Raw genomic sequence first — 24834 nt, forward strand, 5'->3', positions numbered from 1 at the left:
CTCACCCGCCGAACCCCACCCCCGGGTCGATCCCGGTGCGCAGCCGCCAGGCGAGCACCCCGAGCCGGAGGCCGAGCTGCTGGTCCGCGTCGTCGATCTCCACCCCCAGCAGCCGCTCGATCCGCTCCAGGCGGTCGTAGAGCGACTGGCGTCGGATGCCGAGCGCCGTCGCGGCGGCCGCCTTCGACGTGCCGAGCGTCAGGTACGTGTCGAGCGTGCGCAACAGCTCCGACCGGTGCCGGCTGTCGTGGGCGATGAGGGCCCCGACCTGCTCCTCGGCCAGCGCCGACCAGGTGCTCGACCCGGCCGCGGCGAGCAGGTGCGGGGCGGCCAGGTCGCGGGCGAGCACGGCGCCCTCGCGCCGGCCGGTGCGTCGTGCGAGCTCGAGCAGCTCCCGTGCCGTCCCGAGCGCCGTCCCCAGGTCGGCCGCGTCGAGGACCGCGGGGCCGGCGACCAGCAGGGTCGCGGCGTGGGCGCCGTCCCTGTCGAGACGCAGGCGCAGGTCCGCGTGCGCAGCGGCGAGGGCCTCCCGCGCCTGGCCCGGCCGCGACCAGGCGCGCACGACGGCCACCACCCGGCTGCCGGCGATCCCGGCGAGCACGGGCGCCGACACCGTGCGGAGCGCCCCCTCGAGCGCGGGCACCACGTCCGTCAGCGCCGTCCCCGGCCCGACCGCGAGCGCCAGCGGCTGCCAGCCGCGACCGTCGGGCGCCGGCCAGCCCAGGTCTGCCAGGCGGTCGGTCACCTCGGTCCCGGACATCGGCGCAGCGGCGCACAGGTCGGACACGAGCGACTGGCCGGGGCTCGGGCGCTGCCCCAGCGACCCGGCGCGCCCGAGCTCGAGCGCGACGGCGACGGCGGCCTGACCGGCGACCCGACGGCGCTGCCGGGTCGGCCCGCCGAGCAGGTGCAGCGTCGCGACCACGCCGGTCGGGCCCCGCACCGGCTCGGAGACGCGCGCGTCCTCGACGACCGAGGTGATCGAGCTGCGCTCGACGAGCTGGTCGTCGCGGTCGCGCAGCTCGACCTCGCAGCCGGCGGCGCGCGAGACCTCGTCGAGCAGGGCCCGGAGCCCGCGGCCGTCGACCACCACCTGGGCCAGGTCGCCCCACGCGGCACCGCCCCCGGCGTGCGCCCGGCGTCGCACGACCAGCTCGTGGAAGTCCTCCACCATCCGCTCGAACGGCACGACCTGCGTCAGTCCGAGGACGACGAGCCCACGCCGCGAGGCCGCCTGGACGATCGGGGCCGGCACGTCGAAGAACGTGCGTCCGAGCTCGAGCGCGAGGGCGGCGAGCCCGGCGTCCGCGAGCTGGTCGACGTACGCCATGAGGTGCTCGGGGGTGCGGCCGTGCAGGCCCAGACCGGTCGTCAGCAGCACCTCGCCACCGGCGAGCAGCCCGCCCATCTCGAACACCTCCGAGGAGTGCACCCACCGCACGGTGACCGACGACGGGTCGCCGGCCAGGACCCGCACCCCGGCCGCCCGGAACGACGGGAGGGTCAGGACCTCGGGCAGCGGGATCAGCACGGAAGCCTCCAGAGGCGGACGATGTGTCCGCACATTAGCGTCCTTTGCCGGACGCAACGTCCGTTGTCGAGGCACACGGGCTTCTGGTGGTGTGAGCGGGCACACACCGCTGCACGCGGGACGGCAGCACCGGACGAAGGGCCACACGGATGATCGACGCAGCAGAGCAGACCTTCCTCGACCTCGCGATCGAGCAGGCGCGGACCGGGTGGGAGGAGGGCGGCATCCCCATCGGCGCCGCGCTCGTGCACGACGGCGAGGTGCTGGCCGTCGGCCGCAACCGCCGGGTGCAGATGGGATCGGCGATCCGCCACGGCGAGACCGACTGCATCGAGAACGCCGGCCGGCTGCCGGCCCGGGTCTACCGCGCCAGCACCCTCTACACGACCCTTTCGCCCTGCTTCATGTGCGCCGGCACCTCGGTGCTCTACGACATCCCGCGCATCGTGATCGGGGAGAACCGCACCTTCGAGGCCTCCGAGTCCTGGCTGGCGTCGCGCGGGGTCGAGCTCGTGGTCGCCGACGACCCGACCTGCAAGGCGTTGATGGACACGATGATCGCGCAGAAGCCCGAGCTGTGGGCCGAGGACATCGGGGAGGAGGGATGAGCACCACGACCGCGTCGACCGAGGTCGTCGACCCCGACTACCCCGTCACGCCGGTGCCGTCGCACGCCCGCAAGAGCTTCCTGTCGCTCGCCGTCGTGCTCCTCGGCTTCACCGTCTTCACCCCGACCATGCTCGCCGGAGCCCAGCTGGGAGCGGCGTTCACCCTCTCCAAGCTGGTGCAGGTCATCCTGCTCGGCTCCCTCGTCCTCGGCGTGTACGTCGCCGTGCTCGGCTGGATCGGTGCGCGCACCGGGCTCACGACCGTCGTCATGTCCCGCTACGTGCTCGGCCAGCGCGGTGCCAAGCTCGCCTCCGTGCTGCTCGGCGGCACCCAGATCGGGTGGTACGGCGTGGTCATCGGAACGATCGGCGACCTCACCGCGCAGGCCCTCGACTGGACGTCGTACCCCTCGCGGGCGGCGGTGATGGTCCTGGCCAGCGTGCTGATGTGCCTCACCGCCTGCTACGGCTACCGCGGCATGTTCTGGGTCTCGGCCATCTCCACGCCCCTGATCCTCGTGCTCGCCTTCTGGGTGCTGCTGCGCTCGCTGGAGGAGGTCGGCGGCTGGTCCGGACTGGCCGCGCTCGAGCCCGACGCGAGCATGACGTGGTCCGTCGCCATCACCACCGTCGTCGGCACGTTCGTGTCCGCCGGGACCCAGGCGCCGAACTGGACGCGCTTCGCCCGCACCGGCGGCCAGGCCGTGCTGGCGTGCGCCATCGGCTTCCTGGTGGGCAACGGCCTGATGATCTTCTTCGGCGCCACCGGCGCGATGACCTTCGGGGAGGGCGACTTCGTCCTGGTGCTCTACAACCTCGGTCTCGTCGGGTGGGGCCTGTTCCTCCTGTTCGGCAACCTCTGGAAGTCCAACGCCGACACGGCGTACGCCTTCGGCGTGGCCGGCGCCGAGCTGTTCGAGAAGCCGTCGAAGCTGCCCTTCGTCGTCGGCGGCTCCGTCGTCGGCACCGCCCTGGCGCTGGCCGGGGTGCAGAACCACCTCGTGGACTACCTCGTGCTGCTCGGGGTGTTCATCCCGCCCCTCGGCGGGGTGATCATCGGCGACTACCTCGCCCGCTGGCGCGACGGGATGCCGGAGGGGCACCCGCTCGAGGCGGTCCACTGGACCAACCTGGGGATCTACGCGCTGGCGAGCCTGCTGGCCTGGATCGCCCACGAGACCGGCTTCTTCGTGCCTCCCGTGATCGGCGTGACGGTGGCCCTGGTGCTCGCCCTCGTCCTCGGCCGCCGTCAGTCCGTGCGCACCGGCTGACGGCGCTCCGGCCGGCGGCACCCTAGGGTGGACTCGTGGACCTCCCCGTGATGCCGCCGGTGCAGCCGATGCTGGCCAAGAGCGTCAGCGGCGTGCCCGATCCCGCGAAGCACGGCGGGCTGAGCTTCGAGCCGAAGTGGGACGGCTTCCGCTGCCTGGTCTTCAAGGACGGCGACGAGGTCGAGCTGGCCAGCCGCAACACCAAGCCGCTGACCCGCTACTTCCCCGAGGTCGTGGAGGCGTGCCGCAGGCAGCTGCCCGACCGCGTCGTGCTGGACGGCGAGATCTTCGTCGGCCTGGAGGGTCCGGCCGGCTGGCGGCTGGAGTTCGAGACCCTGCAGGAGCGCATCCACCCCGCCGCGAGCCGCGTCGACAAGCTGGCCGCGGAGACGCCTGCCGGCTTCGTCGCCTTCGACCTCCTGGCGCTGGGCGACGACTCCTTCCTCGACCGCCCGTTCTCCGAGCGCCGGGCCGCCCTGGTCGAGGCCCTCGGCCACCTCGACGGCACCGGGCCCTGCTTCCTCACCCGCACCACCGAGGACCCGGCCGAGGCCGAGCGCTGGTTCTCCGAGTTCGAGGGAGCCGGCCTCGACGGGGTCGTCGCCAAGCCGCTCGGAGCGGCGTACGAGCCCAACAAGCGCACGATGTTCAAGATCAAGCACGAGCGCACCGCCGACGTCGTGCTCGCCGGCTACCGCGAGCACAAGACCTCCACCCCCGAGCAGCCGCTGATCGGCTCGCTGCTCCTCGGGCTCTACGACGACGACGGCGAGCTCCAGCACATCGGGGTGTCGGCCAGCTTCACCGCCGCGAGGCGCGCGTCGCTGTGGCACGAGCTCCAGCCCCTGGTCTGCGACGTCACCGAGCACCCCTGGGGCCGGTGGAACGAGTTCCTCACCGCCAACCCCGACCGGATCCCCGGCACCCAGAGCCGCTGGAGCGCCGGCAAGGACCTCGGCTTCACCGCCCTGCGCCCCGAGCGGGTGCTGGAGGTGAAGTACGACCACATGGAGGGCCGGCGCTTCCGGCACACCGCCCACTTCAAGCGCTGGCGCGACGACCGCGACCCCGAGAGCTGTGGCTACGACCAGCTCGAGGAGCCCGCCGGCTACGACCTGACCAGGATCCTCAGCACCGACTCGGCACACACACCCGGAGGCCACCGATGAGCGAGACCCACGACAGCATCCACGACGGGCAGGGCACCTACGACGTGGTCCTCCTGGTCGAGCAGGCCCTGAGCGCCGCCGACGCCGCGCAGGTGCGCTCGCTGCACGCCGAGATCGAGGACCCGGTCGTCTACCACGTCCTCCTGCCGCTCGAGGACGCCGCCGCCCGCGTCGAGGCCTCGCTCGGCACCCTCGGCACCGGCGACCTGATGGCCGCGCCGGCGCTGGCGATGAACGACGTCGACATCGAGGCGCTGCGCAAGGAGTGCGCCGACCACTCCCACGCCGACCTCACGACCACCCTCGCCGCGCTCGAGGCCGCCGGCGGCACCGCCCGCGGGCTGGTCACCTCCGAGCCGCCCGTCGAGGCGCTGGCCGCGATGGTCTCCTCGGTCGACGCGCGCGAGGCGATCATCCTCACCCGCTCCCACGTCGTGGCGGAGTTCTTCCACCTCGACTGGACCTCCCGCGCCCGCCGCAAGCTCGGCGTCCCCGTCCTCCACCTCATCGAGCACGAGAACTTCGACGAGCAGGCCTCCGGCCAGGGCGAGGGCGTCACCGGCCTCTGACCGAGCTGACGCATCTGCACGCAGGACGGGTGCCGAGCTGACGCGTCTGCACACAGGACGGGTGCCGAGCTGACGCATCTGCACGCAGGACGGGTGCCGAGCTGACGCATCTGCACGCAGGACGGGTGCCGAGCTGACGCATCTGCACGCAGGACGGGTGCCGAGCTGACGCATCTGAACGAACAATTGCGTCAAGTGGGCGGGTCTGTGGCGTGCGGACGCGTCAGGTCGGCGGGTCTGGGACGCACAGACGCGTCGGGCCGGCGGGTTCGGGGCGTGCAGACGCGTCAAGTGGGCGGGTCCGGGGCGTGCAGACGCGTCAGGTCGGCGGGTCCGGGGCGTGCAGACGCGTCAGGTCAGCGGCGGGTGAGGCGGCGTACGACGGCGCGGCGCAGGATCGCGGCGGCCTCGCGGCCGCCGACCGCGTCTCCGCCCCCGTCACGGCCCCCGTCACGGGCACCGTCTCCGGCCCCGGCGGGCACCGCGGAGCGGCGGGCCTGCTCGAGGTCGCGGCGCAGCTGCTGGACGGTGGCGCGCTGGGCGTCGCGGGCCTCGCGCGCGGCGAGGGTGGACTCGGCCTTGGTGTGGTCGAAGGTGAGGGCGACGGCGTCGGCGTAGCGGGCGTCGTAGTCGGCGTGGATCTCGTCGAGCCGCGCGGTGGTCGCCTCGTCGTGGGGGCTGGTGGTGAGGGTGCCGAGCAGCTGCCACACCTCCTCCGCGACGTCCTCGAGCCACGCGGGCGTGGCGACGTCGTCCCAGGTCAGCTGCGACTTGCGCATGGACGGCTCGACGAAGTCGTCGACCGGGTGGTGCTCGTGCGACGAGAGGTCGGTGTTGAGCTCGAGGTCGAGCTGCTGCTGCACCGGCGCCAGCGCCGCGCGCCAGTCGGCGAGCAGGTCGACGTAGCGCACGAAGGCACGTCGGCCGCCTCGTCCGGCCTGCTCGGTGAGCAGGGCGGCGTGCACCCAGCCGGCGACGTTGGACGTCTCCTTGGTCAGGCGCAGCTCGTCGGACTGGCTGGAGAGGTACGCGATGTCGCGCGAGCCGACCACCTCGGCCGGGTGGCGCAGCGCGGTGAGCCACCGCAGGTCGACGTCGAGGTCGGCGCTCGCGGACTCCCACGCGGAGGCGAACCAGAAGGCGTGCGGGTCCTTGACGACGATCTGCGCGTCGCCGCGCTCCGGCGCCGCGACCTGGCCGGCCAGCCACTGCCGCAGCTCGGCGGTGGGCTCGCCCGAGGCGAGGTAGTCGCGCACGAGGCCGACCGCGGCCGGGCGGCTGTCGATGTTGAACAGCGCCAGCTCGCGCAGGTGGCGCTTGTGGAAGTCGATGACCCACTGCGGCTCGTAGAACCCGCGCGGGTTGGTCTCCGACGCCTCCACCTCCGGCTGCGGCACGTGCAGCCCGAGCCGCTTCAGGGTGCCGGCGAGCGAGCTGGTGCCGCTGCGGCCGGACCCGGACACGAGGACGAGCGGGGTGGGGGTCGTCGGCATGCGGGCCACCCTATCGGCCGGGCGCCGGGCCCTAGGATCGTGCCGACCGGCTCGGCGAGCGAGGCTCGAGGACAGGACTGAGGACACCGTGGCACTGACCGACCGGCTGGGGGGCAAGGTGCGCTCGGCGATGCGCAGGGCCCGCCGCGACGGCCCGCTCGACATCGTGTTCGTCCTCTTCAACGCCGACGGCATGGGCGGCACCGCGCGCTCGGGCATCGAGCAGGCGAACGCCCTGCTGGGCCTCGGCGAGGGCCACCGCGTCCGGATCCTCAGCGTCACCCGCAGCGGCGCCTCGACCCACTACCGCCTCGCCGACGGCCTCGAGGTGACCTACCTCGTCGACGTGCGCGGCGAGCGCCCGGTCGCCGTGACCGGCAGCCACCCCGCTGAGCTCGCCGAGCGCGAGTCGGTGATCGTGCCGCGCAGCTGGGACGCGCTCTTCAGCGGCCTCACCGACGCCACGATGCGCGAGGCGCTCGGCGCGATCGACGCCGACGTCCTCGTCACCACCACGCCCGAGCTGCTGGCCGCGGTGGCCCAGCTCGCGCCCGAGGGAGTCGCGCTCGTCCACCAGGAGCACCGCGCCTCCTCCAGCCGGGTCAACGACCTCGGCGCGCTGCTCCAGTTCGCCCCGCGCGCCGACGTCGTGGTGTCGCTGACCGAGTCGATGTCGCGCTGGCTCGCCGGCCGGCTCGGCGGTGCCGCACCGGAGCTCCAGGTCATCCCCAACCCGCTGCCCTCCCACGCCCAGGCCCGCTCGCCGCTCGACCAGCGCACGTTCGTGACCGCCGGCCGGCTCGCGCCGGAGAAGCAGTTCGAGCACGTCGTCGACGCCTTCTGGCGCATCCGCGACGAGGTCCCCGGCTGGACGCTGCGCATCTGGGGCGACGGCCCGCGCGCGGACAACCTCCGCGCGCAGGTGCGCAAGCTCGGCCTCGAGGACCGCGTCGAGCTCCCCGGCTCGACCGACGACCTGGCCGCCGAGTGGGCGCGCGCCAGCATCGCCGTCCTCGCCTCGCGCGGCGAGGGCTACCCGCTCGTCCTCCAGGAGGCGATGTCGGCCGGCGTGCCCGCGATCTCGTACGACTGCCCGTCGGGGCCGCGCGAGATCATCACCCACGACGTCGACGGGCTGCTGGTCCCGCCTGCCTCCAAGGCGGCGCTCGCCGCCGCGATGCTGCGCGTGGCCACCGACGACGAGCTCCGCGCCCGGCTCGGCGCCGCCGCTCTCGAGCGCTCGGCCCGGTGGGACGGCCACGTGCTGGCTCGACGCTGGGTCGAGACCTTCCGCACCGCGGTCGAGCGCCGCCACGACCCGCTCGCCCCGCGCCGCGTCCTCCACGGCCTGCGACCCGGCCCGCTGGGCGACCTGCCGGAGACCACCTCCGCGCGCGGCCTCACCCCCGCCGAGGCGCGTACGGCGACCCTGCGGGTGCTGACCTCCGCCGCGGCCTCGACCGGCGACGGGTGGTTCGTCGTGCCCGCGCGCGGCCTCGACCCGCACCCGGTGGTCGTGGTGCCGTCGTCGCGCCGCGAGGCGTTCCTGGCCGCGCTCGCGGCGGCCGACGTCCCCGACTGGCTGTCGGTGCGCGACCCCGCCGAGCGCGGGTGGCCCGAGCGCCGCGGGACGGTCGCCGCGATGACGGCCGAGCTCGCCCGCACCCGCACCGCCACCCTCTTCCTCGAGCCGTGGCCGATGCGTGGAGGCCACGACGGCCTGCTGGGCGAGGGCGTCGAGGTGGCGGTGCAGCTGTGGGAGGAGACGCCCGAGGGCGACCTCCTCGCCCCCGACCTGAACCGCTACGGCGACCGCGTGCCCGCCGGGGCCACCCGCACCACCCTCGTCGTCGACGGCGTCGAGGTGCCGACCCTCGCGACGATGGCGCTGCCCACCGTCGACGACTGCCGCTTCGAGGTCGACGTCGTCTACACCTGGGTCGACGGCGACGACGAGGACTGGCTGGCCGCGCGCGACGAGCGGATCCGCGGCCTCGGCGGCACGCCCGACCCGCGCGCCAGCGGGGCCGCCCGCTTCCGCAGCCGCGACGAGCTGCGCTACTCGATGCGCAGCATCCACCTCTTCGCGCCCTGGGTGCGCCGGATCCACCTCGTCACCGCGGGCCAGGTGCCCGACTGGCTCGACCGGCGCCAGGACCGGGTGCGGGTCGTCGACCACCGCGACATCCTCCCGGAGTCCGCGCTGCCGACCTTCAGCTCGCACGCCATCGAGACCGCGCTGCACCGCGTGCCCGACCTCGCCGACCACTTCGTCTACGTCAACGACGACGTCTTCCTCGGCCGGCCGCGCCGCAAGGAGCACTTCTTCACCCCGGGCGGGCAGTACGCCGCCTTCGTCGCCGACCACCGCGCCATCGGCCTCCCCGGCACCGACGACCGCCCCTACCTCTCGGCGGCGCAGAACAACCGCCGCGTGCTGGAGGACGCCTTCGGCGTGGCGATCACCCAGACGATGATGCACAGCCCGCACCCCCAGCGGCGTACGACGCTCGAGGAGATCGCCGCGCGCTTCCCGGCCGAGGTGGACGCCACGGCCCACGCGCCGTTCCGCTCCGCGGGCGACCTGTCGCTGCTGTCGTCGTTCGCGCAGTCCTACGGGCTCGTCACCGGGCAGGCGTTCCGCGCCGGTGCCCACCACGGCTACGTCGACCTCGGCCACCAGCAGCTGCCGGTCCAGCTGCGCTCGATGCTCAGGCGCGACCGCGACTTCTTCTGCGTCGCGGACAACCACGTGTCGGCCTTCGACGCCGAGCGCGCCGACCGCCTGCTGATGGACTTCCTGCGCGAGTACTACCCCGTCGCGGCGCCGTGGGAGCGGTGACATCCCTCGCTGGTCGAGGTGCGAGGAGCGCCAGCGACGAGCCTCGAGACCTCGTTCCCGCGGAGTGGTTTCGAGGCTCGCTCCGCTCGCACCTCAACCACCGAGGACGGGACGAGCCGCCGGTCAGTCGGCGATCCGGTTGCCCTCGGCGTCCCAGTGCGACTCGACCTTCTTCGAGGGCTGCACGCGCGGCGGCTCGCCGGGCATCTTGGGGTGGTCGGGCGGGTAGTTGAGCTCGACGGGGTGCTCCTCCCACAGGTCCAGCAGCGGCTGGAGGGAGTGGTGGACGTCGTCGATCGTCGCCCAGGGGTCGCCGTCGACGGCGAGCCGCGAGGGCACTGAGAACAGGTTGAGCTGGTGGGGGTCGCTGAGGCCGGCGAGGTCGTCCCACGCCAGGGGCGTCGAGACCGGCGCACCGGGGAGCGGGCGCAGGGAGTACGCCGAGGCGATGGTGCGGTCGCGGGTGTTCTGGTTGTAGTCGACGAAGATCCGCTCGCCGCGCTCCTCCTTCCACCACGCGGTGGTCACCCCGTCGTCGCGCTTCTCGAGCTCGCGACCGAAGGCGATCGCGGCGTGCCGCACCTCGGCGAAGTCCCAGCGCGGCTCGATGCGGACGTAGACGTGGATGCCGCGGTTGCCCGAGGTCTTGGCGAACCCGATCATGCCGAGGTCGGCGAGCAGCTCGCGCGCGACGCCGGCCACGCGTACGGCGTCGGCGAAGGTGGTGCCCGGCTGCGGGTCGAGGTCGATCCGGAGCTCGTCGGGGTGGTCGACGTCGTCGCGGCGCACCGGCCAGGGGTGGAAGGTCAGGGTGCCCATCTGCGCGCACCACACCGGCACCGCGATCTCGGTCGGGCAGATCTCCTCGGCGGTCCGTCCGGACGGGAAGGTGATCTGCACCGACTCGAGGTAGTCGGGAGCGCCCTTCGGCACGCGCTTCTGGTAGAACGCGTCGGCGTTGCGGTCCTGCGGGCCGGTGGCCAGCCTCATCCCGGGCCGCACCCCCGACGTCCAGCGCTCCAGCGCCGTCGGCCGGTCGCGCAGCGCGCGCATCAGGCCCTCCTCGACGCTGGTGACGTACTCGGCCACCATCAGCTTCGTCACTGCCGGCGTCGTCTCCGTCGCCTCGTAGATGACCCGGTCGGGGGACGAGATCCTGACCTCGCGCTCCCCCGCCCGGACGTACGCCTCCGACGTCTTCGCCATTCCGGAACCCTAGCCGGGTGTCAGCCGCCGACGCGGACGACGAGCTTGCCGAAGTTCTCCCCGCGCAGCATCCCGGCGAAGGCGGCGGGCGCGTTCTCGAGCCCGTCGACGACGTCCTCGCGGTAGCGCACCCTGCCGTCGGCGACCCACTGGCCCATGTCGCGCACGAAGTCGCGCCCGTGGGACTTCTGGAACTCGCTCTGGATGAAGCCGCGCACGGTGAGGCTCTGCGAGAGCACCTGGCCCATCAGGCCCGGCATCCGGTCGGGGCCCTCGGGCTGGCCGACTGCGTTGTAGCTGGCGACGAGGCCGCACACGGGGATCCGGGCGTAGGTGTTGAGGCGGCGCCGCACGGCGTCGAACACCGCGCCGCCGACGTTCTCGAAGTAGACGTCGATGCCGTCGGGGGTCGCCTCGGCGAGCTGGTCGCGGAAGTCGGGGCTGCGGTGGTCGAGGGCGGCATCGAAGCCGAACTCCTCGGTGAGCGCGCGGACCTTGTCGGGCCCGCCGGCGATGCCGACGGAGCGGGCACCCTTGAGGTTCGCGATCTGGCCGACGGCGCTGCCGACCGGGCCGGTGGCCGCGGCGACGACGACCGTCTCGCCCTCCTGGGGCTTCCCGATCTCGAGCAGGCCGGCGTACGCCGTGAACCCGGGCATGCCGAGCACCCCGAGCGCGGTCGTCACGGGCGCGACCGACGGGTCGAGCCTGCGGACCTGGCTGCCGTCGACGACGGCGGCGCTCTGCCAGCCCGAGTAGGACAGCACGAAGTCGCCCGGCTCGAGGCCGTCGAAGCGCGACTCCACGACCTCGCCGACGGTGCCGCCGACCATCACGTCACCGATCTCGACGGGCGCGGCGTAGGACTTCGCGGTGCTCAGCCGACCCCGCATGTAGGGGTCGAGGGAGAGGTAGCGGATGGCGAGCGCCACCTGGCCGTCCTGCAGCTCGGGCAGGGTCTCGGTCGTCGTGCTGAACGTCGTGTCGTCGGGCTCGCCCTCGGGACGCCGGGCGAGTCGGAGCTGGGTGCTTTCCATGCCTCCCAGAGTGCCAGCCGCCCGCGTCCCGGCAGCCACCGGCCGACTACTCTGGGGCCATGGCCTACGACGTTCAGAAGACCGACGAGGAGTGGCGCGAGCAGCTCAGCCCCGAGGAGTACGCCGTGCTCCGCCAGGCCGGCACCGAGCGCGCCTTCACCGGCGAGTACACCGACACCGAGACCGAGGGCACGTACTCGTGCAAGGCCTGCGGCTCGGAGCTGTTCACCAGCGACACCAAGTTCCACTCCGGCTGCGGCTGGCCGAGCTTCTACCAGCCGATGACCGACACCGTGGAGTACATCGAGGACGACTCCCACGGCATGAAGCGCGTCGAGGTGCGCTGCGCGACCTGCGGGTCCCACCTCGGCCACGTCTTCCCCGACGGCTTCGGCACCCCCACCGGCGACCGCTACTGCATCAACTCGATCAGCATCACGCTCAACGAGAAGTGAGCTAGCTAGGGACGAAATGGTGGGTGGATCGGGCGATCCGCCCCCCATTTCGTCCCTAGATTTCAAGTGTCAGGCGCTCAGGAGGCGGGCAGCAGGGCGGAGGTGACCCGCACCAGCCCGTCACCCCACGTCGTGTCGGCCCAGTCCTGGATCGACCCGTCGTCGTAGACCACCTCGGCGTCCAGCGAGTCGGGGGCGGTCGACCCGCTGGTCAGGAGCCGGTCGCTGAGGGCGGCCTGGAGCTCCTGGTTGACGGCGTTGAGGTCGGCGTCGGTCCGCTGGACGGTCGTGACGCAGAGCAGGCCGCCCCACGTCGTGCGGAGCTCGGCCTCGGCCGCCTCGGCCGCCTCGGCGTCACCGGTCACGGCGACGCTGATCGTCTGGCCGCTCAGCCACGCGGTGGCGTAGGTCGGCAGCGCGGAGGCGGCGGCGAGCGTGGCGTCCATGTCCTCCGGCGTGGCCCGGGACGGGTCCGTCGCCACGGCGCCCTCGCAGGCCGGCTTCAGGCCGCCGACCTCGGGTGCCGCGGCGGCGTCGTAGAGCGCTGCCGGGATGGCGTCGGTGACGGTGAAGGTGGTGCCGTCCCACGTGCCGGTCAACGCGTAGGAGCCCCACCGGACCCCGGCGGCCTCCTGCGCGCCGACCTGGCCCCAGTCGAAGTCCGCGAGCGCCGGCCCACTGCACTGCGGCGGGGCCGACTCGGCGACCGCGCCCAGGCACATCTCGGGACCCTGGCCGCCATCGATCACCGTGACGAGGCCCGGCGTGCGCACCGCGCCGTCGGGCACGGGAGCAGGCGCCTGCGAGGGGTCCGGACCCAGCGTCTCGGAGCCGGACGCCTCGCCCGCGGCCGGGTCGACCGCACGCATGTCCTGCTCGGTGGAGCAGGCGGACAGCGCCAGCGTGGCGGTCAGGGCGAGGGTCAGCAGGGGTGTCCTCATGCCCTTGGGACGTCAGGCACCCCGGACCGGTTCCGGCAGGTCGCTGCCGGCCGGGCAGGCGACCGGCAGGTGCGCGGCGCGCCACGCGGCGAACCCGCCGACGACGTCGGTCGCGTCCACGCCCAGGCTGCGCAGCGCGTCGGCGGCCAGGCTCGAGGTGTAGCCCTCCTGGCACAGGACCAGCACGCGCGCGTCGTACGACGCCTGCGGCAGGCGCGCGTCGGAGCGGGGGTCCAGGCGCCACTCGAGGACGTTGCGCTCGATGACCAGGACGCCGACGGCAGGGTGCACCTCGCCCTCGGCCGCGCGCTGGGCGGCCGGGCGGATGTCGACCAGGAGGGCGCCGTGGAGCGCCTCGCGGTAGGCGGTCTCCACGTCGACGCGGTCCAGGCGCGAGCGGGCGTCGGCGAGCAGGGCGTCGACCCCGGCGAAGCGCGGGCCGGTCACGGCCGTGCCGGTCGCGATCACCACAGCTCCCCCCGCTGCTCGACGCTGGTCACCTGGAGCCGGCCACGGACGACCTCGTAGCGCGTCATCGCCGCCAGCGACGGGGCGTAGGCGTGGAGGGACACGGCCGTGCCGGTGCCGGTGTTGACCACGTCGTGCACGTGGCTGCTGCCGAACTCGCGCACGAGGTGGGGCGGCAGGGTGGTGGCCGTCGCGACCCCGGTCCACACGTGCTCGGTGAGCGCCCCCTCGAGCACCACGAAGGCGCCGCTCGCGGAGCCGTGGTCGTGCCAGCCGGTGCCGCTGTCGGGAGGCCAGGTGATCAGCCACAGCTCGGCGCCGTCCGCCGTGCCCACCCGCTCCCAGGTGCGCTCGGGGACGGTGCGGTCGACGCCGGCGAGGGGGTCGGCGTGGCCGAGGTGGTGGGCGAGCGCGGCGCGTGCCGTGCGCGACGAGGTGCCGTCACGCCCGATCGCGGGCGACGGGGCGACGCCGCGGAGACGAGGACGGGGTCGGGTGGCGACCGGAGCGGGGTACGAGGTGGGGAAGGTGGCGGGCACGATGACCTCCTGGCCTGTTTGAACAATGTTGAGTGAGTTACTCTACATTGTGACGGCGCCCGAGGGCGCGAACGACCACGCGGTCGTGTCGCGCCGGGGCGGAGGTCAGGGCAGGCGGGCCAGGAGCTCGGCGGGCGTCACGCGGGAGCCGGTGTAGAACGGCACCTCCTCGCGCACGTGGCGGCGCGCGGTCGAGGCCCGCAGGTCGCGCATGAGGTCGACGATGCGGTGCAGCTCGTCGGCCTCGAAGGCCAGCATCCACTCGTAGTCGCCGAGCGCGAACGACGCGACGGTGTTGGCGCGCACGTCGGCGTACCCGCGGGCCATCTGGCCGTGCTCGGCGAGCATCGCGCGGCGCTCGGCGTCCTCGAGGAGGTACCACTCGTAGGAGCGCACGAACGGGTACACGCACACGTGGGCGCGCGGCTCCTCGTCGGCGAGGAACGCCGGGATGTGCGACTTGTTGAACTCGGCGGGACGGTGCAGCGCCATCTGCGACCAGACCGGCTCGAGGCGGCGACCGAAGTCGGTGCGCCGCAGGGCGTTGTAGGCCGCCTGGAGCTGCTCGGAGTCGGCGGCGTGCCACCAGACCATGAGGTCGGCGTCGGCGCGCAGGCCGGAGACGTCGTAGAGGCCGCGGACCTTCACGTCCTGCTCGGCGAGCACCTCGAGGAGGGCCTCGAGGTCGGTGGCCTCGGCGTCGCGGTCGGCGTCGCCGAGCACGTCGCGCAGCCTGAAGACCGACCACATCGTGTAGCGGATGGTGTCGTTGAGCTCGCGGGTGCGAGCGGCGTTGGTCTTCTCTGCAGGCGACTCGGTGCTCATGGGTTCATTCTGCCCGGGTGACCGAGGCCACAGCGCGCCGGGCCGAGCCGATCACCGCCGGGATGCCGACGCCGTCGTAGCTCGCGCCGCAGACCGCGAGGCCGGGGTGGGCCTCGACGGCGGCGCGCACGCGGGCGACCCGGGCGATGTGCCCGACGGCGTACTGCGGCAGCGCGCCGCCCCAGCGCTGCACGTGGGTGTCGACCGGCGAGGCGTGGAGGCCCGCGATCGCCGCGAGGTCGGCCAGCGAGACCCGGACCAGCGCCTCGTCGTCGGCCTGCAGGACCGACTCCTCGCGGTGGCGGCCGAGGGAGGTGCGCAGGAAGACCAGGTCGGGGTCGAGCTCGCGCACCCACGCCCACTTGCCGAAGGAGAAGGTGGTGGCCTTGATGGTGCGCCGCTCCACCGGCGGCACCAGCACGCCGGAGCGGTCGAAGAGCGCCTCGGGGACGTCGCTGGCGCGGAAGGCCAGCGTGACCACGGCGACGCTGGCCGCCTCGACGCCCGCCAGCACCGAAGCGGCCTCGGGGGCGACCTCGGCGAGCAGCCGGGCGGTCGGAGCGGCCGGGGTGGCGAGGACGACGACGCCGGCCTCGACCGTCTCGGCAGCCGTGGTCGGGCCGACGGTGAGCGCCCAGCCGGTGGGCGTACGCCGCAGCGCGCGCACGGTCGCCGACGTGCGGGTCTCGAAGCCACCGGTGCCGACCAGCAGGGCCGGCAGCCGCCCCATCCCGCCGGGGAGGGTCGCGAAGACCGGACCGCTGGCGGCGGGGATCGCCGCGGCCTGCTCGAGCAGGCTGCCGCGGCGCGCCATCGCGAGCAGCTGTGGCACCGCGGCCGCCGCCGAGATCCGGCGGGCGTGACCGGCGTAGACGCCGCCGAGCAGCGGCTCGACGAGCCGGTCGACGACCTCGTCGCCGAGGCGGGCGGCGACCAGGTCGCCCACCGACACGTCGTCGTCGAAGGCGGCGTCGCTCTCCTCCGCCACCCGGGCCAGTCCCTCCCGGCTGAGCACGCGGCTGGCGGCGAGCTGCTCGAGGTCGAACGGGACGCCCATGAGCGAGCGCGGGAGCGTGCGGACCTCGCCGCGCGAGAAGACCCCCGAGGTCGCCGGGGTGGGGTGCACGAGGTCGATCCCGAGGTCGTCGGCCAGGGCGAGGCCCTCGGGGCGGCGGGCGATCATCGCCTCGGCCCCGACGTCGACCACCTGCCCGGCGACCTCGCGGCCGCGGAGCTTGCCGCCCAGCTCGGGCGAGGACTCGAGGAGCAGCACGTCGCGACCGGTGGCCGCGAGGTCGCGCGCGGCGACCAGGCCGGCCACACCGCCACCGACGACGACCACGTCACGCTCCACGCCACCACCCTGCCAGACGGTCCGCCGACGCCCGCACGCGCTCTAGGCTGCCAGCGTGGACAGCAACCAGAGCCCCGACCGCATCGCCGTGCTGATCGATGCCGACAACGCCAGCCACCGCCAGCTCCAGGTGGTGCTCGGCGAGGTCGCGAAGTACGGCAACCCCACCATCAAGCGCGTCTACGGCGACTGGACCAACGACCGGCTGAGCAACTGGGCGCCCAAGCTCAACAGCCTGGGCCTGCGCGCGGTGCACCAGAACGCGTTCACCAAGGGCAAGAACTCCACCGACATGGCCCTGGTGATCGACGCGATGGACCTGCTCTACGACGACAACGTCGAGTCGTTCGCGCTCGTCACCAGCGACAGCGACTTCACCGCGCTGACCCACCGGCTGCGCGAGTCGGGCAAGGCGGTCTACGTCCTCGGCACGCAGAAGGCGCCGGTCTCGCTGCGCAACGCCTGCGACAAGTTCATCGACCTCGACGTGCTCGCCGACGCGGACGACGAGGGCGACGACGAGCACGTCAGCGCCGAGGACGCGCACGACGCGGTCGCCCCCTCGATCAACCTGCAGAGCGCCCTGACCCGCGCGCTCAACGCGGTCTCCGACGACGACGGCTGGGCCAGCCTGCCGACGCTGGGCAACCAGCTCGTGCGCACGCACCCGTCGTTCGACCCCCGCACCTTCGCCGGCCCTGGCGGGCGGCTGAGCACCCTCGTGTCGGACCTGGCCTACCTCGAGACCTCCGGCTCGGGCAACGCGCTGCGCGTGCGCCTCAAGGGCGCGCCCGCCGGGCGGAGGGCGGCCGGGAAGGGCGGCGAGAAGTCGGCCGAGAAGTCGGCCGAGAAGGGCGCTGAGAAGACCGCGGGGAAGCCGGCCGACCAGGCGGCCGAGCAGGCGGTGGCTCCGGCGCCCGCGAAGAAGGCCGCCGCCCGGAAGGCGCCGGTGAAGAAGGCAGAGGCCACGAAGGCCGGAGCGAAGAAGGCGGGAGCGAAGAAGACGCAGCCGCCGAAGGAGACGGCGAAGGAGACGGCGGAGACGCCCGCGAGCGCCGTCCCCGAGCAGGCCCCTGCCGCCGAGGCGCCGGCCCGCAAGCGAGCCCCGCGCACGGCGGCGAAGAAGGCACCCGCCGCGCAGGCGGCGCCCGAGCCCGAGCCGCAGCCGGACCCCACCCCGGTCGTGCGGGTGACGAGCCGCACGCGGTCGGGCCGACCCGTCACGCGCACCGGAGCGACGCCCACCAGCTGACCCGCCGAGCGCGGCTCGTCCACACGGCTCGTCCGCGCGGCACGTCACGATCGCGTCACGGCCGGAACCCCGCCGCCGGGTGTGCCCGTCCGACGGGCATGACGACGCTCCCCACCCGCAGACGTGCTGCCGGCCTCGTGGCCGCGCTCTCCATGACGGCCGCGCTGGCCGCCTGCTCGACCGGTGCCTCGGACGACGCCGACGGTGGCGCGAGCGACAGCGCCGGGACGTCGCGCGAGATGGGCGCCGCTGGCGCCGACGCGGCGAGCGCACCCTCGGACGCCGGCGGCGCGAAGGCGGCCGCGGCCACCCCCGCGCTGCAGCGGGCGGTCGTCTCGACGGGCGCCGTCTCGCTCACCAGCACCGACGTCGGCTCGGCCCGCCGGGACGTGCAGCGGGTGGTCGACGCCCAGGGCGGCCAGGTCGCCGAGGAGCAGACCGAGACCGACGAGGACGGCACGGCGTCCTACGCCCGCCTGGTGGTGCGGGTGCCGGCCGCGGCGTTCGCCCCGACGATGGCCGCCCTCGAGGACGTGGCGACGCTCCGCTCGTCGACGAGCGGCTCGGACGACGTCACGACCGAGGTGCTCGACACCGGCGCCCGGGTCCGCGCGCAGGAGGCGAGCCTGCGCCGCGTCGAGCTGCTCCTCGCGGACGCGGAGGACCTGCAGGACGTGATCGCCATCGAGTCGCAGCTCACCCGCCGGCAGGCCGACCTCGACTCGCTGAAGTCGCAGCAGGCATGGCTGCGTGACCAGACGTCGCTTTCGACCATCACCGTCGACATCTCCACCGCGGCGAGCGCGGAGCCGCGCGACGAGCGTCCGGCCGGTTTCGTGGCCGGCCTGCGGGGCGGCCTCGACGCGCTCGGCGCGGCGACGGTGGGGGTGCTGACCGCGCTCGGCGCGCTGCTGCCGTTCGCGGTGGTGCTGGCGCTGCTCGGCGCACCGGTCTGGCTCGTGGTGCGGCGCCGGCGCCGACCGGCGTAGACGCGCGGACCGGAGTCGCCCCACGCCCGGAGGCGTGGGCGTGGGACGACCGGTCCGGCGGACGTGGGGTCCGCGCGTCTGCGTGAGGTCAGGCCGGGACGCGCTCGCGCTCCGGCTCGACGACCTCCTCGCGGTCGAGGTCGGCGCCGCGGGTCTCGGGCAGGAAGTGCGCGCAGACCAGCGAGATCGCGGCGACCGCGACGTTGTAGCCCGCGACCCACCACAGGGTGCCGTCGCCGCGGGTGACCAGCCAGGCGGCGATCAGCGGGGTCAAGCCGGAGGCGAGGATGCCGGAGACCTGGTAGAGCGTGCTGAGCGCCGTGTAGCGGTAGCGGGTGTCGAACAGCTCGGACCAGAACGCGGCGAGCGGCCCGTAGACCGTGCCGTAGACGACCCCGAGGCCGACCACGAAGACCAGCGAGATCGCCCACCGGTCCCCCGTCTGCACGAGGTACGCCGCCGGGAACGCGAACAGCAGCCCGATCCACGCGCCCACGCGGTAGACCGGCTTGCGACCCACCTTGTCCGACAGCGCACCGGCGACCGGCACCAGGACCACACCCAGGGCGGCGCCGACCAGGATCGCGTCGAGCGCCCAGCTGCGCGGCAGGTCCAGGTTGGTGGCGACGTAGGCCAGCAGGTAGACCGAGAAGAGGTTGAACGTGAAGCCCTCGATGAACCGCGTGCCCATGCCGAGCAGGAGCGGACGCGGCTGCTCGGCGAGCAGGTCGCGCAGCGGCACCCGCGAGATCTCCTTGCGCTCCTGGACCTTCGCGAAGGCCGGCGTCTCCATGACCGAGAGCCGGATGTAGGCGCCGATGCCGAGCAGCACGATGCTGAGCAGGAAGCAGGCGCGCCAGCCCCAGGCGAGGAACGCCTCGTCGGGGAGCAGGCCGGCGATCGAGAACGCGCCGGCGGCGAGCACGAGACCGCCCGGCACACCGATGTGGGCGAAGCTGCCGTAGAAGCCGCGGCGCCGGGCCGGGGCGTACTCCACGGCGAGCAGCACGGCGCCGCCGTACTCGCCGCCGACGCCGATGCCCTGGAGCACCCGCAGCACGACCAGCGCGACCGGCGCCCAGACGCCGATCTGGTCGTAGGTCGGCAGCAGGCCGATGAAGGCCGTGCCGACGCCCATGATGACCAGGGTCAGCAGCAGCATCTGCTTGCGGCCGATCCGGTCACCGAAGTGGCCGAAGATGATCCCGCCGACGGGCCGGGCGAGGAACCCGACCGCGAAGGTCGCGAACGCGGCGAACTGCGCGGCGGGGCCGTCGAGGCCGTTGAAGTAGAGCTTGTCGAAGACGACGGCGGCGGCGGTGCCGTAGAGGAAGAAGTCGTACCACTCGATGGTCGCGCCGACCGCGGAGGCGAGCGCGACCCGGCGGGGCGTCGGCGGCGCCTGGGCGACGCGCGCACCGGCGCTCATGCGGCGTCCTCGGCGTGCTTGGCGGCCTCGTCCTCCGAGGCGGCGGACGCGGTGGGCGCGGTGGACGTGGCGCCACGGTCGACCTCGGCACCGTTGATCCGACCGTCGAGCTGCGAGGGGTCGAGGTCGTCGCGGTGCAGCTTGGCGAACGCGGAGCGGTGGAAGACGAGCGGGTGCTCGCCGTCGCCGGCACCGACCTCGTGCACGTGGAGCAGCACGATGACGTGGTCGCCGGCGACGACCTCCTCGTGCACGGAGCAGTCGTAGGTGGCGACGGCCTCGTCGAGCAGGACCGCGCCGTTGCCGGTGACCTTGAACGGCAGGCCGGTGAAGCGTTCCTCGCGCGGGCCGGCGAGCTGGCGGCAGACCACGTCGTGGTGGTCGGCGAGCACGCTGATGCCGAGGTGCTCGGCCTCGCGCAGCAGCGGCCACGTCGAGCTGGTCGTGGCGATCGAGAACGACACCAGCGGCGGGTCGATGCTCACCGAGGTGAACGACGACGCGGCGATGCCGGTGAGCTGGCCCTTGACCGAGGCCGCGACGGCGACCACGCCGGAGGGGAAGGCGCCGAACGCGTCGCGCAGGGTGCGCTGGTCGAGCGGGCGGGAGGGAGTGGGCTGGGGGCTCATGCGGGGACCACCTCGTGGGGCTGGGTCGGGAGAGCGGGCAGGAACGGGGCCGCCGCGGCGAACCAGGCGTCGTACGGCGCGGGGTCGGCGTGCTCGGCGTCAAGGACGTAGAGCCCACGCGTCGGGACGGACGCGCCGAGCTCGACCAGCACCTGGCGCAGCCCGTGCTCGGGGGCCAGCGCGTGTGCGGGTGAAGCGCCGAGCATCAGCGGCACGGCGCTCACGCCGGCCAGCCCCTGGTGCGGGAACCGGTCGAGGAACGCCTTGAGCAGGCCGGTGTAGGTGGCCTTGTAGGTGGGGCTCGCGACGACGACCACCCGGCTGGACGCGACCTGCGCGACGAGGTCGGCGACGGTCTGCGACGACCAGTCGAACAGCTCGGACGCGTGGTCGGCGAGGTCGACGACCACGTCGGCTCCCCCGAGGCGCTCGGCCACGGACAGCGCGGCCTCGTAGGTGCGCGAGCGCGGCTTGGGGTTGCCGACGACGACGGCGACGCGGGGCATGGGGCCGCTCACGACGCGGCCCGCTGCGCGCCGAAGGGCACCGAGGCCTGCGCGGTGACCGGGGCCGGGTTGGTCCACAGGCCGCGCTTCTCGAGGATCGGCAGCACGCCCTCGCCGAAGTGGTACGCGCCCTCGAGGTGGGGGTAGGCCGAGAGGACGAACTCCTCGATGCCCACCGCGGCGTACTGCTCGACGAGGTCGGCGACCTCCTCGTGGCTGCCGACCAGCGCGGTGCCGGCGCCGCCGCGGACCAGGCCGACGCCGGCCCAGAGGTTGGGGTGGATCTCGAGGCCGTCGCGGCTGCCGCCGTTGAGGGCGAGCATGTTCTGCTGGCCGACCGACTCCGAGCGCTTGAGGCCCTCCTGGACCCGCTTGATGTCCTCGTCGGAGATCCCGGAGAGCAGGCGGTCGGCCTCGGCCCAGGCCTCCTCGGAGGTGTCGCGGGTGATGGTGTGCAGGCGGATGCCGTAGGTCAGCTCGCGCCCGCGCTTCTCGGCGAGCTCGCGGATCCAGGCGATCTTCTTCGCCACGGCGGCCGGCGGCTCGCCCCAGGTGAGGTAGACGTCGGCGTGCTCGGCCGCGACCTCGCCGGCGGCGGGCGAGGACCCGCCGAAGTAGATCCCCGGGACCGGGTCGGGCAGGTGCTGGAGCTTCGCGTTCTCCACGCGCAGGTGCTTGCCGGCGAAGGTGACCTCCTCGCCGGTCCACAGCCGGCGCACGATCGTGAGGAACTCGCCGCAGCGCTCGTAGCGGGCGTCCTTGTCGAGGAAGTCGCCGTAGGCGCGCTGCTCGTGGGACTCACCACCCGTGACGACGTTGAGCAGGAGCCGGCCGCCGCTGAGGTTCTGGAACGTCGCGGCCATCTGGGCGGCGAGCGTCGGGGAGGTCATGCCGGGGCGGAAGGCGACGAGGAACTTCAGCCGCTCGGACAGGGGCGCGAGCATGGCGGTGGTCAGCCACGCGTCCTCGCACCACGCGCCGGTCGGGGTGAGCGCGGCCTCGAAGCCGAGCTGCTCGGCGCTGCGCGCGACCTGGCCGAGGTACGGCACGCTCGCCGGGCGGCCGGCGGTGCCGTGCTCGACGCCGTGGCCGCCGCTGACGACGTGGCGGCCGTCGCCGCCGTTGGTGGGCAGGAACCAGTGGAACTTCATCTCGGGTGAGACCTTTCGATCGGTGGAGGAGGTGCGAGCGGAGCGGGCCCGCGACCTCAGAGCTGACCGTGGTTCGGCGGCGGGGTGCCGTCGACGACGAAGCGGCCGAGGTGCTGGACCTTCCAGGCGGCCGGGTCGTGCAGGGTGTGGGTGCGGGCGTTGCGCCAGTGGCGGTTGAGGTTGAGCCGGTCGAGGACCGAGCGGGTGCCGCAGACCTCGAAGATCCGGCTGGCGACGTCGACGGCGACCTGCGCGGAGTGCGCCCGGACGGCGGCGACCGCGAGGCTCGCCTCGGCCGCGGACTCCGCGGTCAGGTGGGCGTCGGCCCGGTCGACGGCGCGGCCGGCCTCGCGCAGCAGCGCCTCGCTGGCCCGTACGTCGACCTCCATCCGGCCCAGCGCCTGCACCACCAGCGGGTCGTCGGCGGCGCGCTCCACCCCGGCGTCGGGGTAGGGGCGGGCGCTGGTGCGGACGAAGTCGGCGCCCTCGCGCAGCGCGGCGCGGGCGATGCCGACGTCGAGGGCGGCGTGCAGCACCTGGGCGAACGCGCCGTAGGTCTGCGGGCCCTCGAAGGTGAGGTGGTAGGGCGTGATCCGGGCGTCGTCAACCTCGACGTCGACCAGGTCGACCGTGCCGCTGGCGGTGGTGCGCTGGCCCATCCCGGCCCAGTCGTCGGTGACCGTCACGCCCGGCGCGTCGCGTCGTACCCACGCGACGTGGAGCGGACCGGTGCCGGGCGCTGCCAGCGTGTCGAGGTGCGCGAGCACCGGGATCCAGTCGGCGAACAGCGCGCCGGTGCTGTAGCCCTTGGTGCCGTTGAGCAGCCACCGCCCGTTGCCGACCGGGGTGAGCGCGGTGCGGATGTCGCGGACGTGGCGGGTGCCGACCTCGGACTGGGCGTTGCCGAAGCGCTTGCCGGCGAGCACCTCGCCGAAGAAGTAGCGCTGCTGCTCCAGGGTGCCCTGGTGCCGCATCGCGTTGACGTAGACGAAGTGGCTGTGCGGCACCTGGGCCACGCTCGGGTCGCCCGTGGCGAGGATCCGGAACACCTCGACGAGCGCCTCGACGGACAGCTCGGCGCCGCCGTCCTCCTTGGGCACCGTGACGGCCAGCAGCCCGGAGGCCGACAGCCGCGCGAGCTCGCGCGCCGGCAGGATGCGATCGCGGTCACGCTCGGCCGACGTGGCGGCGAGCTCGGCGGCGATCTCGGTCGCTACCTCGACGGCGCGCTCGGCCGACAGGACCGGCACGGTCGTGTGGTCGGTGAGGATGCTCATGCGGCGTCCTCGCGCTCGGCGGCCTCGAGCTCGCGCACGATCGGCAGCACCTCGCGGCCGAAGTGCTCGACCTCCTCCTGGAAGTGCAGGAACCCGAGGAGGAACAGGTCGACGCCGCGGCGCTTGAACTCGATCATCCGCTCGGCGACCTGCTCGGGCGTGCCGACCAGGCCGGTGCGGAAGCCGTCGTTGTACTGCACGAGGTCGCGGAAGTCGGAGTCCTGCCACATGCCCTTGCGGTCGCCGGTGGACTGGCCCGCCTGCTTGACCGCGTCGCCGAAGCCCTTGACCGCCTCGGGGTTGGCCTTGGCGATGATCTCCTCGAGGGTGTCGTGCGCCTCGGCCTCGGTGTCGCGGGCGACCATGAAGCCGTTGACGCCGACCTTCACGGTGCGCCCGGCAGCGGTGGCAGAGGCGGCCACGCCGGCGATCTGCTCGCTGATCCCGTCGGGGGTGTTGCCGTTGGCGAAGTACCAGTCGGCCTGGCGGCCCGCGACGCCTTGCGCGGCGGTGGAGTTGCCGCCCATGAAGATCTCCGGGGTGGGGCGACCGGGCAGGTCGAGCGGCTTCGGCTTGAGGTCGAAGTCGGTGAGCTGGAAGAAGTCGCCGCGGAAGGACGCGTGGTCGTCGGTCCACATCGCGCGCATGTAGGCGATGAACTCCTCGGCCATGCGGTAGCGCTCGCCGTGCTCGAGCCACCGCACCCCCATGCTGGTGGCCTCGTCCTTGAACCAGCCGGACACGACGTTGATCGCCGCGCGGCCGTTGCTGAGGTGGTCGGCGGTCGCGATGAACTTCGCGAGCACGCCCGGGTGCCACATGTAGGGGTGCACGGCCGACATGACCTTGAGCCGCTCGGTGGCGAGCAGCAGCGCGAGGCTCAGCGAGGTGGCCTCGTGCTGGTAGGCCGCGCCGTAGGACGCGGTGTAGCGCACCTGGGTGAGGGCGTAGTCGAAGCCGCTTTGCTCCGCGGTCTGCGCGAGGCGCTTGTTGTAGTCGTAGTCCCAGCTGGTGCGCTGCTCGATGTCGGAGATGACCAGGCCGCCCGAGACGTTGGGCACCCAGTAGGCGAACTGGAGCGGCTCGCGGGCGGCGGAGGGGGACGTGCTCATGACTGCTCCTCGGGAGGGACGTGCGGGCTTCGCGTCTAATCTCTATCGATCTTGTAGACAAACCTAGCAGGGGCGGACCCCGGGTCCCGCCACGTGGTCGCGCGGGGATGTCGAGGGGGTGGAAGGCAGTGCCTGCCGCCCGCACCTGTCACCCCCCGGTGGCAGGTCGCGGGCGACCACT

At 73.6% G+C, this 24834-nt stretch carries 23 protein-coding genes; 8 read left to right on the forward strand and 15 right to left on the reverse strand.

Annotated elements, in window-relative coordinates:
* Position 1: 1 nt before the first annotated feature.
* Complete coding sequence (locus ACFFJG_RS06030; protein WP_378517694.1) at positions 2-1531, reverse strand: PucR family transcriptional regulator; 1530 nt, start codon at positions 1529-1531, stop codon at positions 2-4.
* A gap of 149 nt (positions 1532-1680) precedes the next feature.
* Here ACFFJG_RS06030 and ACFFJG_RS06035 point away from each other — a divergent pair, with 149 nt between their 5' ends.
* Genes ACFFJG_RS06035 through ACFFJG_RS06050 form a run of 4 tightly spaced genes read left to right on the forward strand, consistent with a single transcriptional unit; the run spans position 1681 to position 5148 of the window.
* Positions 1681-2139: a nucleoside deaminase gene (locus ACFFJG_RS06035; protein ID WP_378517695.1), complete on the forward strand. Its 459-nt coding sequence runs from the start codon at positions 1681-1683 to the stop codon at positions 2137-2139.
* Complete coding sequence (gene codB, locus ACFFJG_RS06040) at positions 2136-3410, forward strand: cytosine permease (RefSeq protein ID WP_378517696.1); 1275 nt, start codon at positions 2136-2138, stop codon at positions 3408-3410. The genes ACFFJG_RS06035 and codB overlap by 4 nt, the downstream gene beginning before the upstream one ends.
* Before the next feature lie 35 nt (positions 3411-3445).
* A complete protein-coding gene (locus ACFFJG_RS06045; protein WP_378517697.1) occupies positions 3446-4579 on the forward strand; it encodes an ATP-dependent DNA ligase in 1134 nt (377 codons plus the stop codon).
* A complete protein-coding gene (locus ACFFJG_RS06050; RefSeq protein WP_378517698.1) occupies positions 4576-5148 on the forward strand; it encodes a hypothetical protein in 573 nt (190 codons plus the stop codon). The genes ACFFJG_RS06045 and ACFFJG_RS06050 overlap by 4 nt, the downstream gene beginning before the upstream one ends.
* A gap of 356 nt (positions 5149-5504) precedes the next feature.
* Here the strand turns inward: ACFFJG_RS06050 and ACFFJG_RS06055 are convergent, their stop codons facing one another.
* Positions 5505-6641 carry a sulfotransferase family protein gene (locus ACFFJG_RS06055; RefSeq protein WP_378517699.1) on the reverse strand — a complete coding sequence of 379 codons (1137 nt, stop codon included), beginning with the start codon at positions 6639-6641 and terminating at the stop codon, positions 5505-5507.
* Between the two features lie 88 nt (positions 6642-6729).
* Here ACFFJG_RS06055 and ACFFJG_RS06060 point away from each other — a divergent pair, with 88 nt between their 5' ends.
* The gene (locus ACFFJG_RS06060) at positions 6730-9483 is read left to right on the forward strand and encodes a stealth family protein (RefSeq protein ID WP_378517700.1); all 2754 of its coding nucleotides are present in this window, start codon (positions 6730-6732) and stop codon (positions 9481-9483) included.
* 123 nt (positions 9484-9606) lie between these two features.
* Here ACFFJG_RS06060 and ACFFJG_RS06065 read toward each other — a convergent pair whose 3' ends face one another.
* Positions 9607-10689 carry a DNA polymerase domain-containing protein gene (locus tag ACFFJG_RS06065; RefSeq protein WP_378517701.1) on the reverse strand — a complete coding sequence of 361 codons (1083 nt, stop codon included), beginning with the start codon at positions 10687-10689 and terminating at the stop codon, positions 9607-9609.
* Between the two features lie 20 nt (positions 10690-10709).
* Positions 10710-11726 (reverse strand): NADPH-dependent curcumin/dihydrocurcumin reductase, encoded by a 1017-nt coding sequence (gene curA, locus ACFFJG_RS06070; RefSeq protein WP_378517702.1) that lies wholly within the window; start codon positions 11724-11726, stop codon positions 10710-10712.
* Between the two features lie 59 nt (positions 11727-11785).
* Between curA and msrB the strand changes: the two genes are divergently transcribed.
* Positions 11786-12181 carry a peptide-methionine (R)-S-oxide reductase MsrB gene (msrB, locus tag ACFFJG_RS06075; protein ID WP_378517703.1) on the forward strand — a complete coding sequence of 132 codons (396 nt, stop codon included), beginning with the start codon at positions 11786-11788 and terminating at the stop codon, positions 12179-12181.
* 77 nt (positions 12182-12258) lie between these two features.
* Here the strand turns inward: msrB and ACFFJG_RS06080 are convergent, their stop codons facing one another.
* The 5 genes from ACFFJG_RS06080 to hemG all read right to left on the reverse strand — a co-directional run bounded on the left by ACFFJG_RS06080 (position 12259) and on the right by hemG (position 16308).
* Positions 12259-13122, reverse strand: a complete 864-nt coding sequence (locus tag ACFFJG_RS06080) for a hypothetical protein (protein ID WP_378517704.1) — start codon at positions 13120-13122, stop codon at positions 12259-12261.
* Positions 13123-13134: 12 nt separating this feature from the next.
* On the reverse strand, positions 13135-13593 hold the full coding sequence (locus tag ACFFJG_RS06085) for a rhodanese-like domain-containing protein (protein WP_378517705.1): 459 nt from the start codon (positions 13591-13593) through the stop codon (positions 13135-13137).
* Entirely contained in the window at positions 13587-14129 is a 543-nt protein-coding gene (locus ACFFJG_RS06090; protein WP_378517706.1) for a cysteine dioxygenase, read from the reverse strand. The genes ACFFJG_RS06085 and ACFFJG_RS06090 overlap by 7 nt, the downstream gene beginning before the upstream one ends.
* Positions 14130-14234: 105 nt before the next feature.
* The gene (gene hemQ, locus ACFFJG_RS06095) at positions 14235-14954 is read right to left on the reverse strand and encodes a hydrogen peroxide-dependent heme synthase (RefSeq protein WP_378517707.1); all 720 of its coding nucleotides are present in this window, start codon (positions 14952-14954) and stop codon (positions 14235-14237) included.
* Positions 14955-14958: 4 nt separating this feature from the next.
* On the reverse strand, positions 14959-16308 hold the full coding sequence (gene hemG, locus ACFFJG_RS06100) for a protoporphyrinogen oxidase (protein ID WP_378517708.1): 1350 nt from the start codon (positions 16306-16308) through the stop codon (positions 14959-14961).
* A gap of 55 nt (positions 16309-16363) precedes the next feature.
* Between hemG and ACFFJG_RS06105 the strand changes: the two genes are divergently transcribed.
* Complete coding sequence (locus tag ACFFJG_RS06105) at positions 16364-17560, forward strand: NYN domain-containing protein (protein WP_378517709.1); 1197 nt, start codon at positions 16364-16366, stop codon at positions 17558-17560.
* Positions 17561-17658: 98 nt separating this feature from the next.
* Positions 17659-18549: a DUF4349 domain-containing protein gene (locus ACFFJG_RS06110; RefSeq protein WP_378517710.1), complete on the forward strand. Its 891-nt coding sequence runs from the start codon at positions 17659-17661 to the stop codon at positions 18547-18549.
* 88 nt (positions 18550-18637) lie between these two features.
* Here the strand turns inward: ACFFJG_RS06110 and ACFFJG_RS06115 are convergent, their stop codons facing one another.
* Genes ACFFJG_RS06115 through sfnG form a run of 6 tightly spaced genes read right to left on the reverse strand, consistent with a single transcriptional unit; the run spans position 18638 to position 24653 of the window.
* The gene (locus ACFFJG_RS06115; protein ID WP_378517711.1) at positions 18638-19978 is read right to left on the reverse strand and encodes an MFS transporter; all 1341 of its coding nucleotides are present in this window, start codon (positions 19976-19978) and stop codon (positions 18638-18640) included.
* Positions 19975-20607, reverse strand: a complete 633-nt coding sequence (locus ACFFJG_RS06120) for a flavin reductase family protein (RefSeq protein WP_378517712.1) — start codon at positions 20605-20607, stop codon at positions 19975-19977. The genes ACFFJG_RS06115 and ACFFJG_RS06120 overlap by 4 nt, the downstream gene beginning before the upstream one ends.
* Positions 20604-21113 carry an NADPH-dependent FMN reductase gene (locus ACFFJG_RS06125; RefSeq protein WP_378517713.1) on the reverse strand — a complete coding sequence of 170 codons (510 nt, stop codon included), beginning with the start codon at positions 21111-21113 and terminating at the stop codon, positions 20604-20606. Before ACFFJG_RS06125 ends, ACFFJG_RS06120 begins: the two co-directional genes overlap by 4 nt.
* A gap of 8 nt (positions 21114-21121) precedes the next feature.
* On the reverse strand, positions 21122-22264 hold the full coding sequence (locus ACFFJG_RS06130; protein WP_378517714.1) for an LLM class flavin-dependent oxidoreductase: 1143 nt from the start codon (positions 22262-22264) through the stop codon (positions 21122-21124).
* Between the two features lie 56 nt (positions 22265-22320).
* Positions 22321-23541, reverse strand: coding sequence for an SfnB family sulfur acquisition oxidoreductase (locus tag ACFFJG_RS06135; protein ID WP_378517715.1), 1221 nt, complete (start codon positions 23539-23541; stop codon positions 22321-22323).
* Positions 23538-24653, reverse strand: coding sequence for a dimethylsulfone monooxygenase SfnG (gene sfnG / locus ACFFJG_RS06140; RefSeq protein ID WP_378517716.1), 1116 nt, complete (start codon positions 24651-24653; stop codon positions 23538-23540). The genes ACFFJG_RS06135 and sfnG overlap by 4 nt, the downstream gene beginning before the upstream one ends.
* Positions 24654-24834 lie beyond the last annotated feature (181 nt).

Source organism: Nocardioides zeicaulis (genome assembly GCF_042432345.1).
Lineage (GTDB): Bacteria > Actinomycetota > Actinomycetes > Propionibacteriales > Nocardioidaceae > Nocardioides > Nocardioides zeicaulis.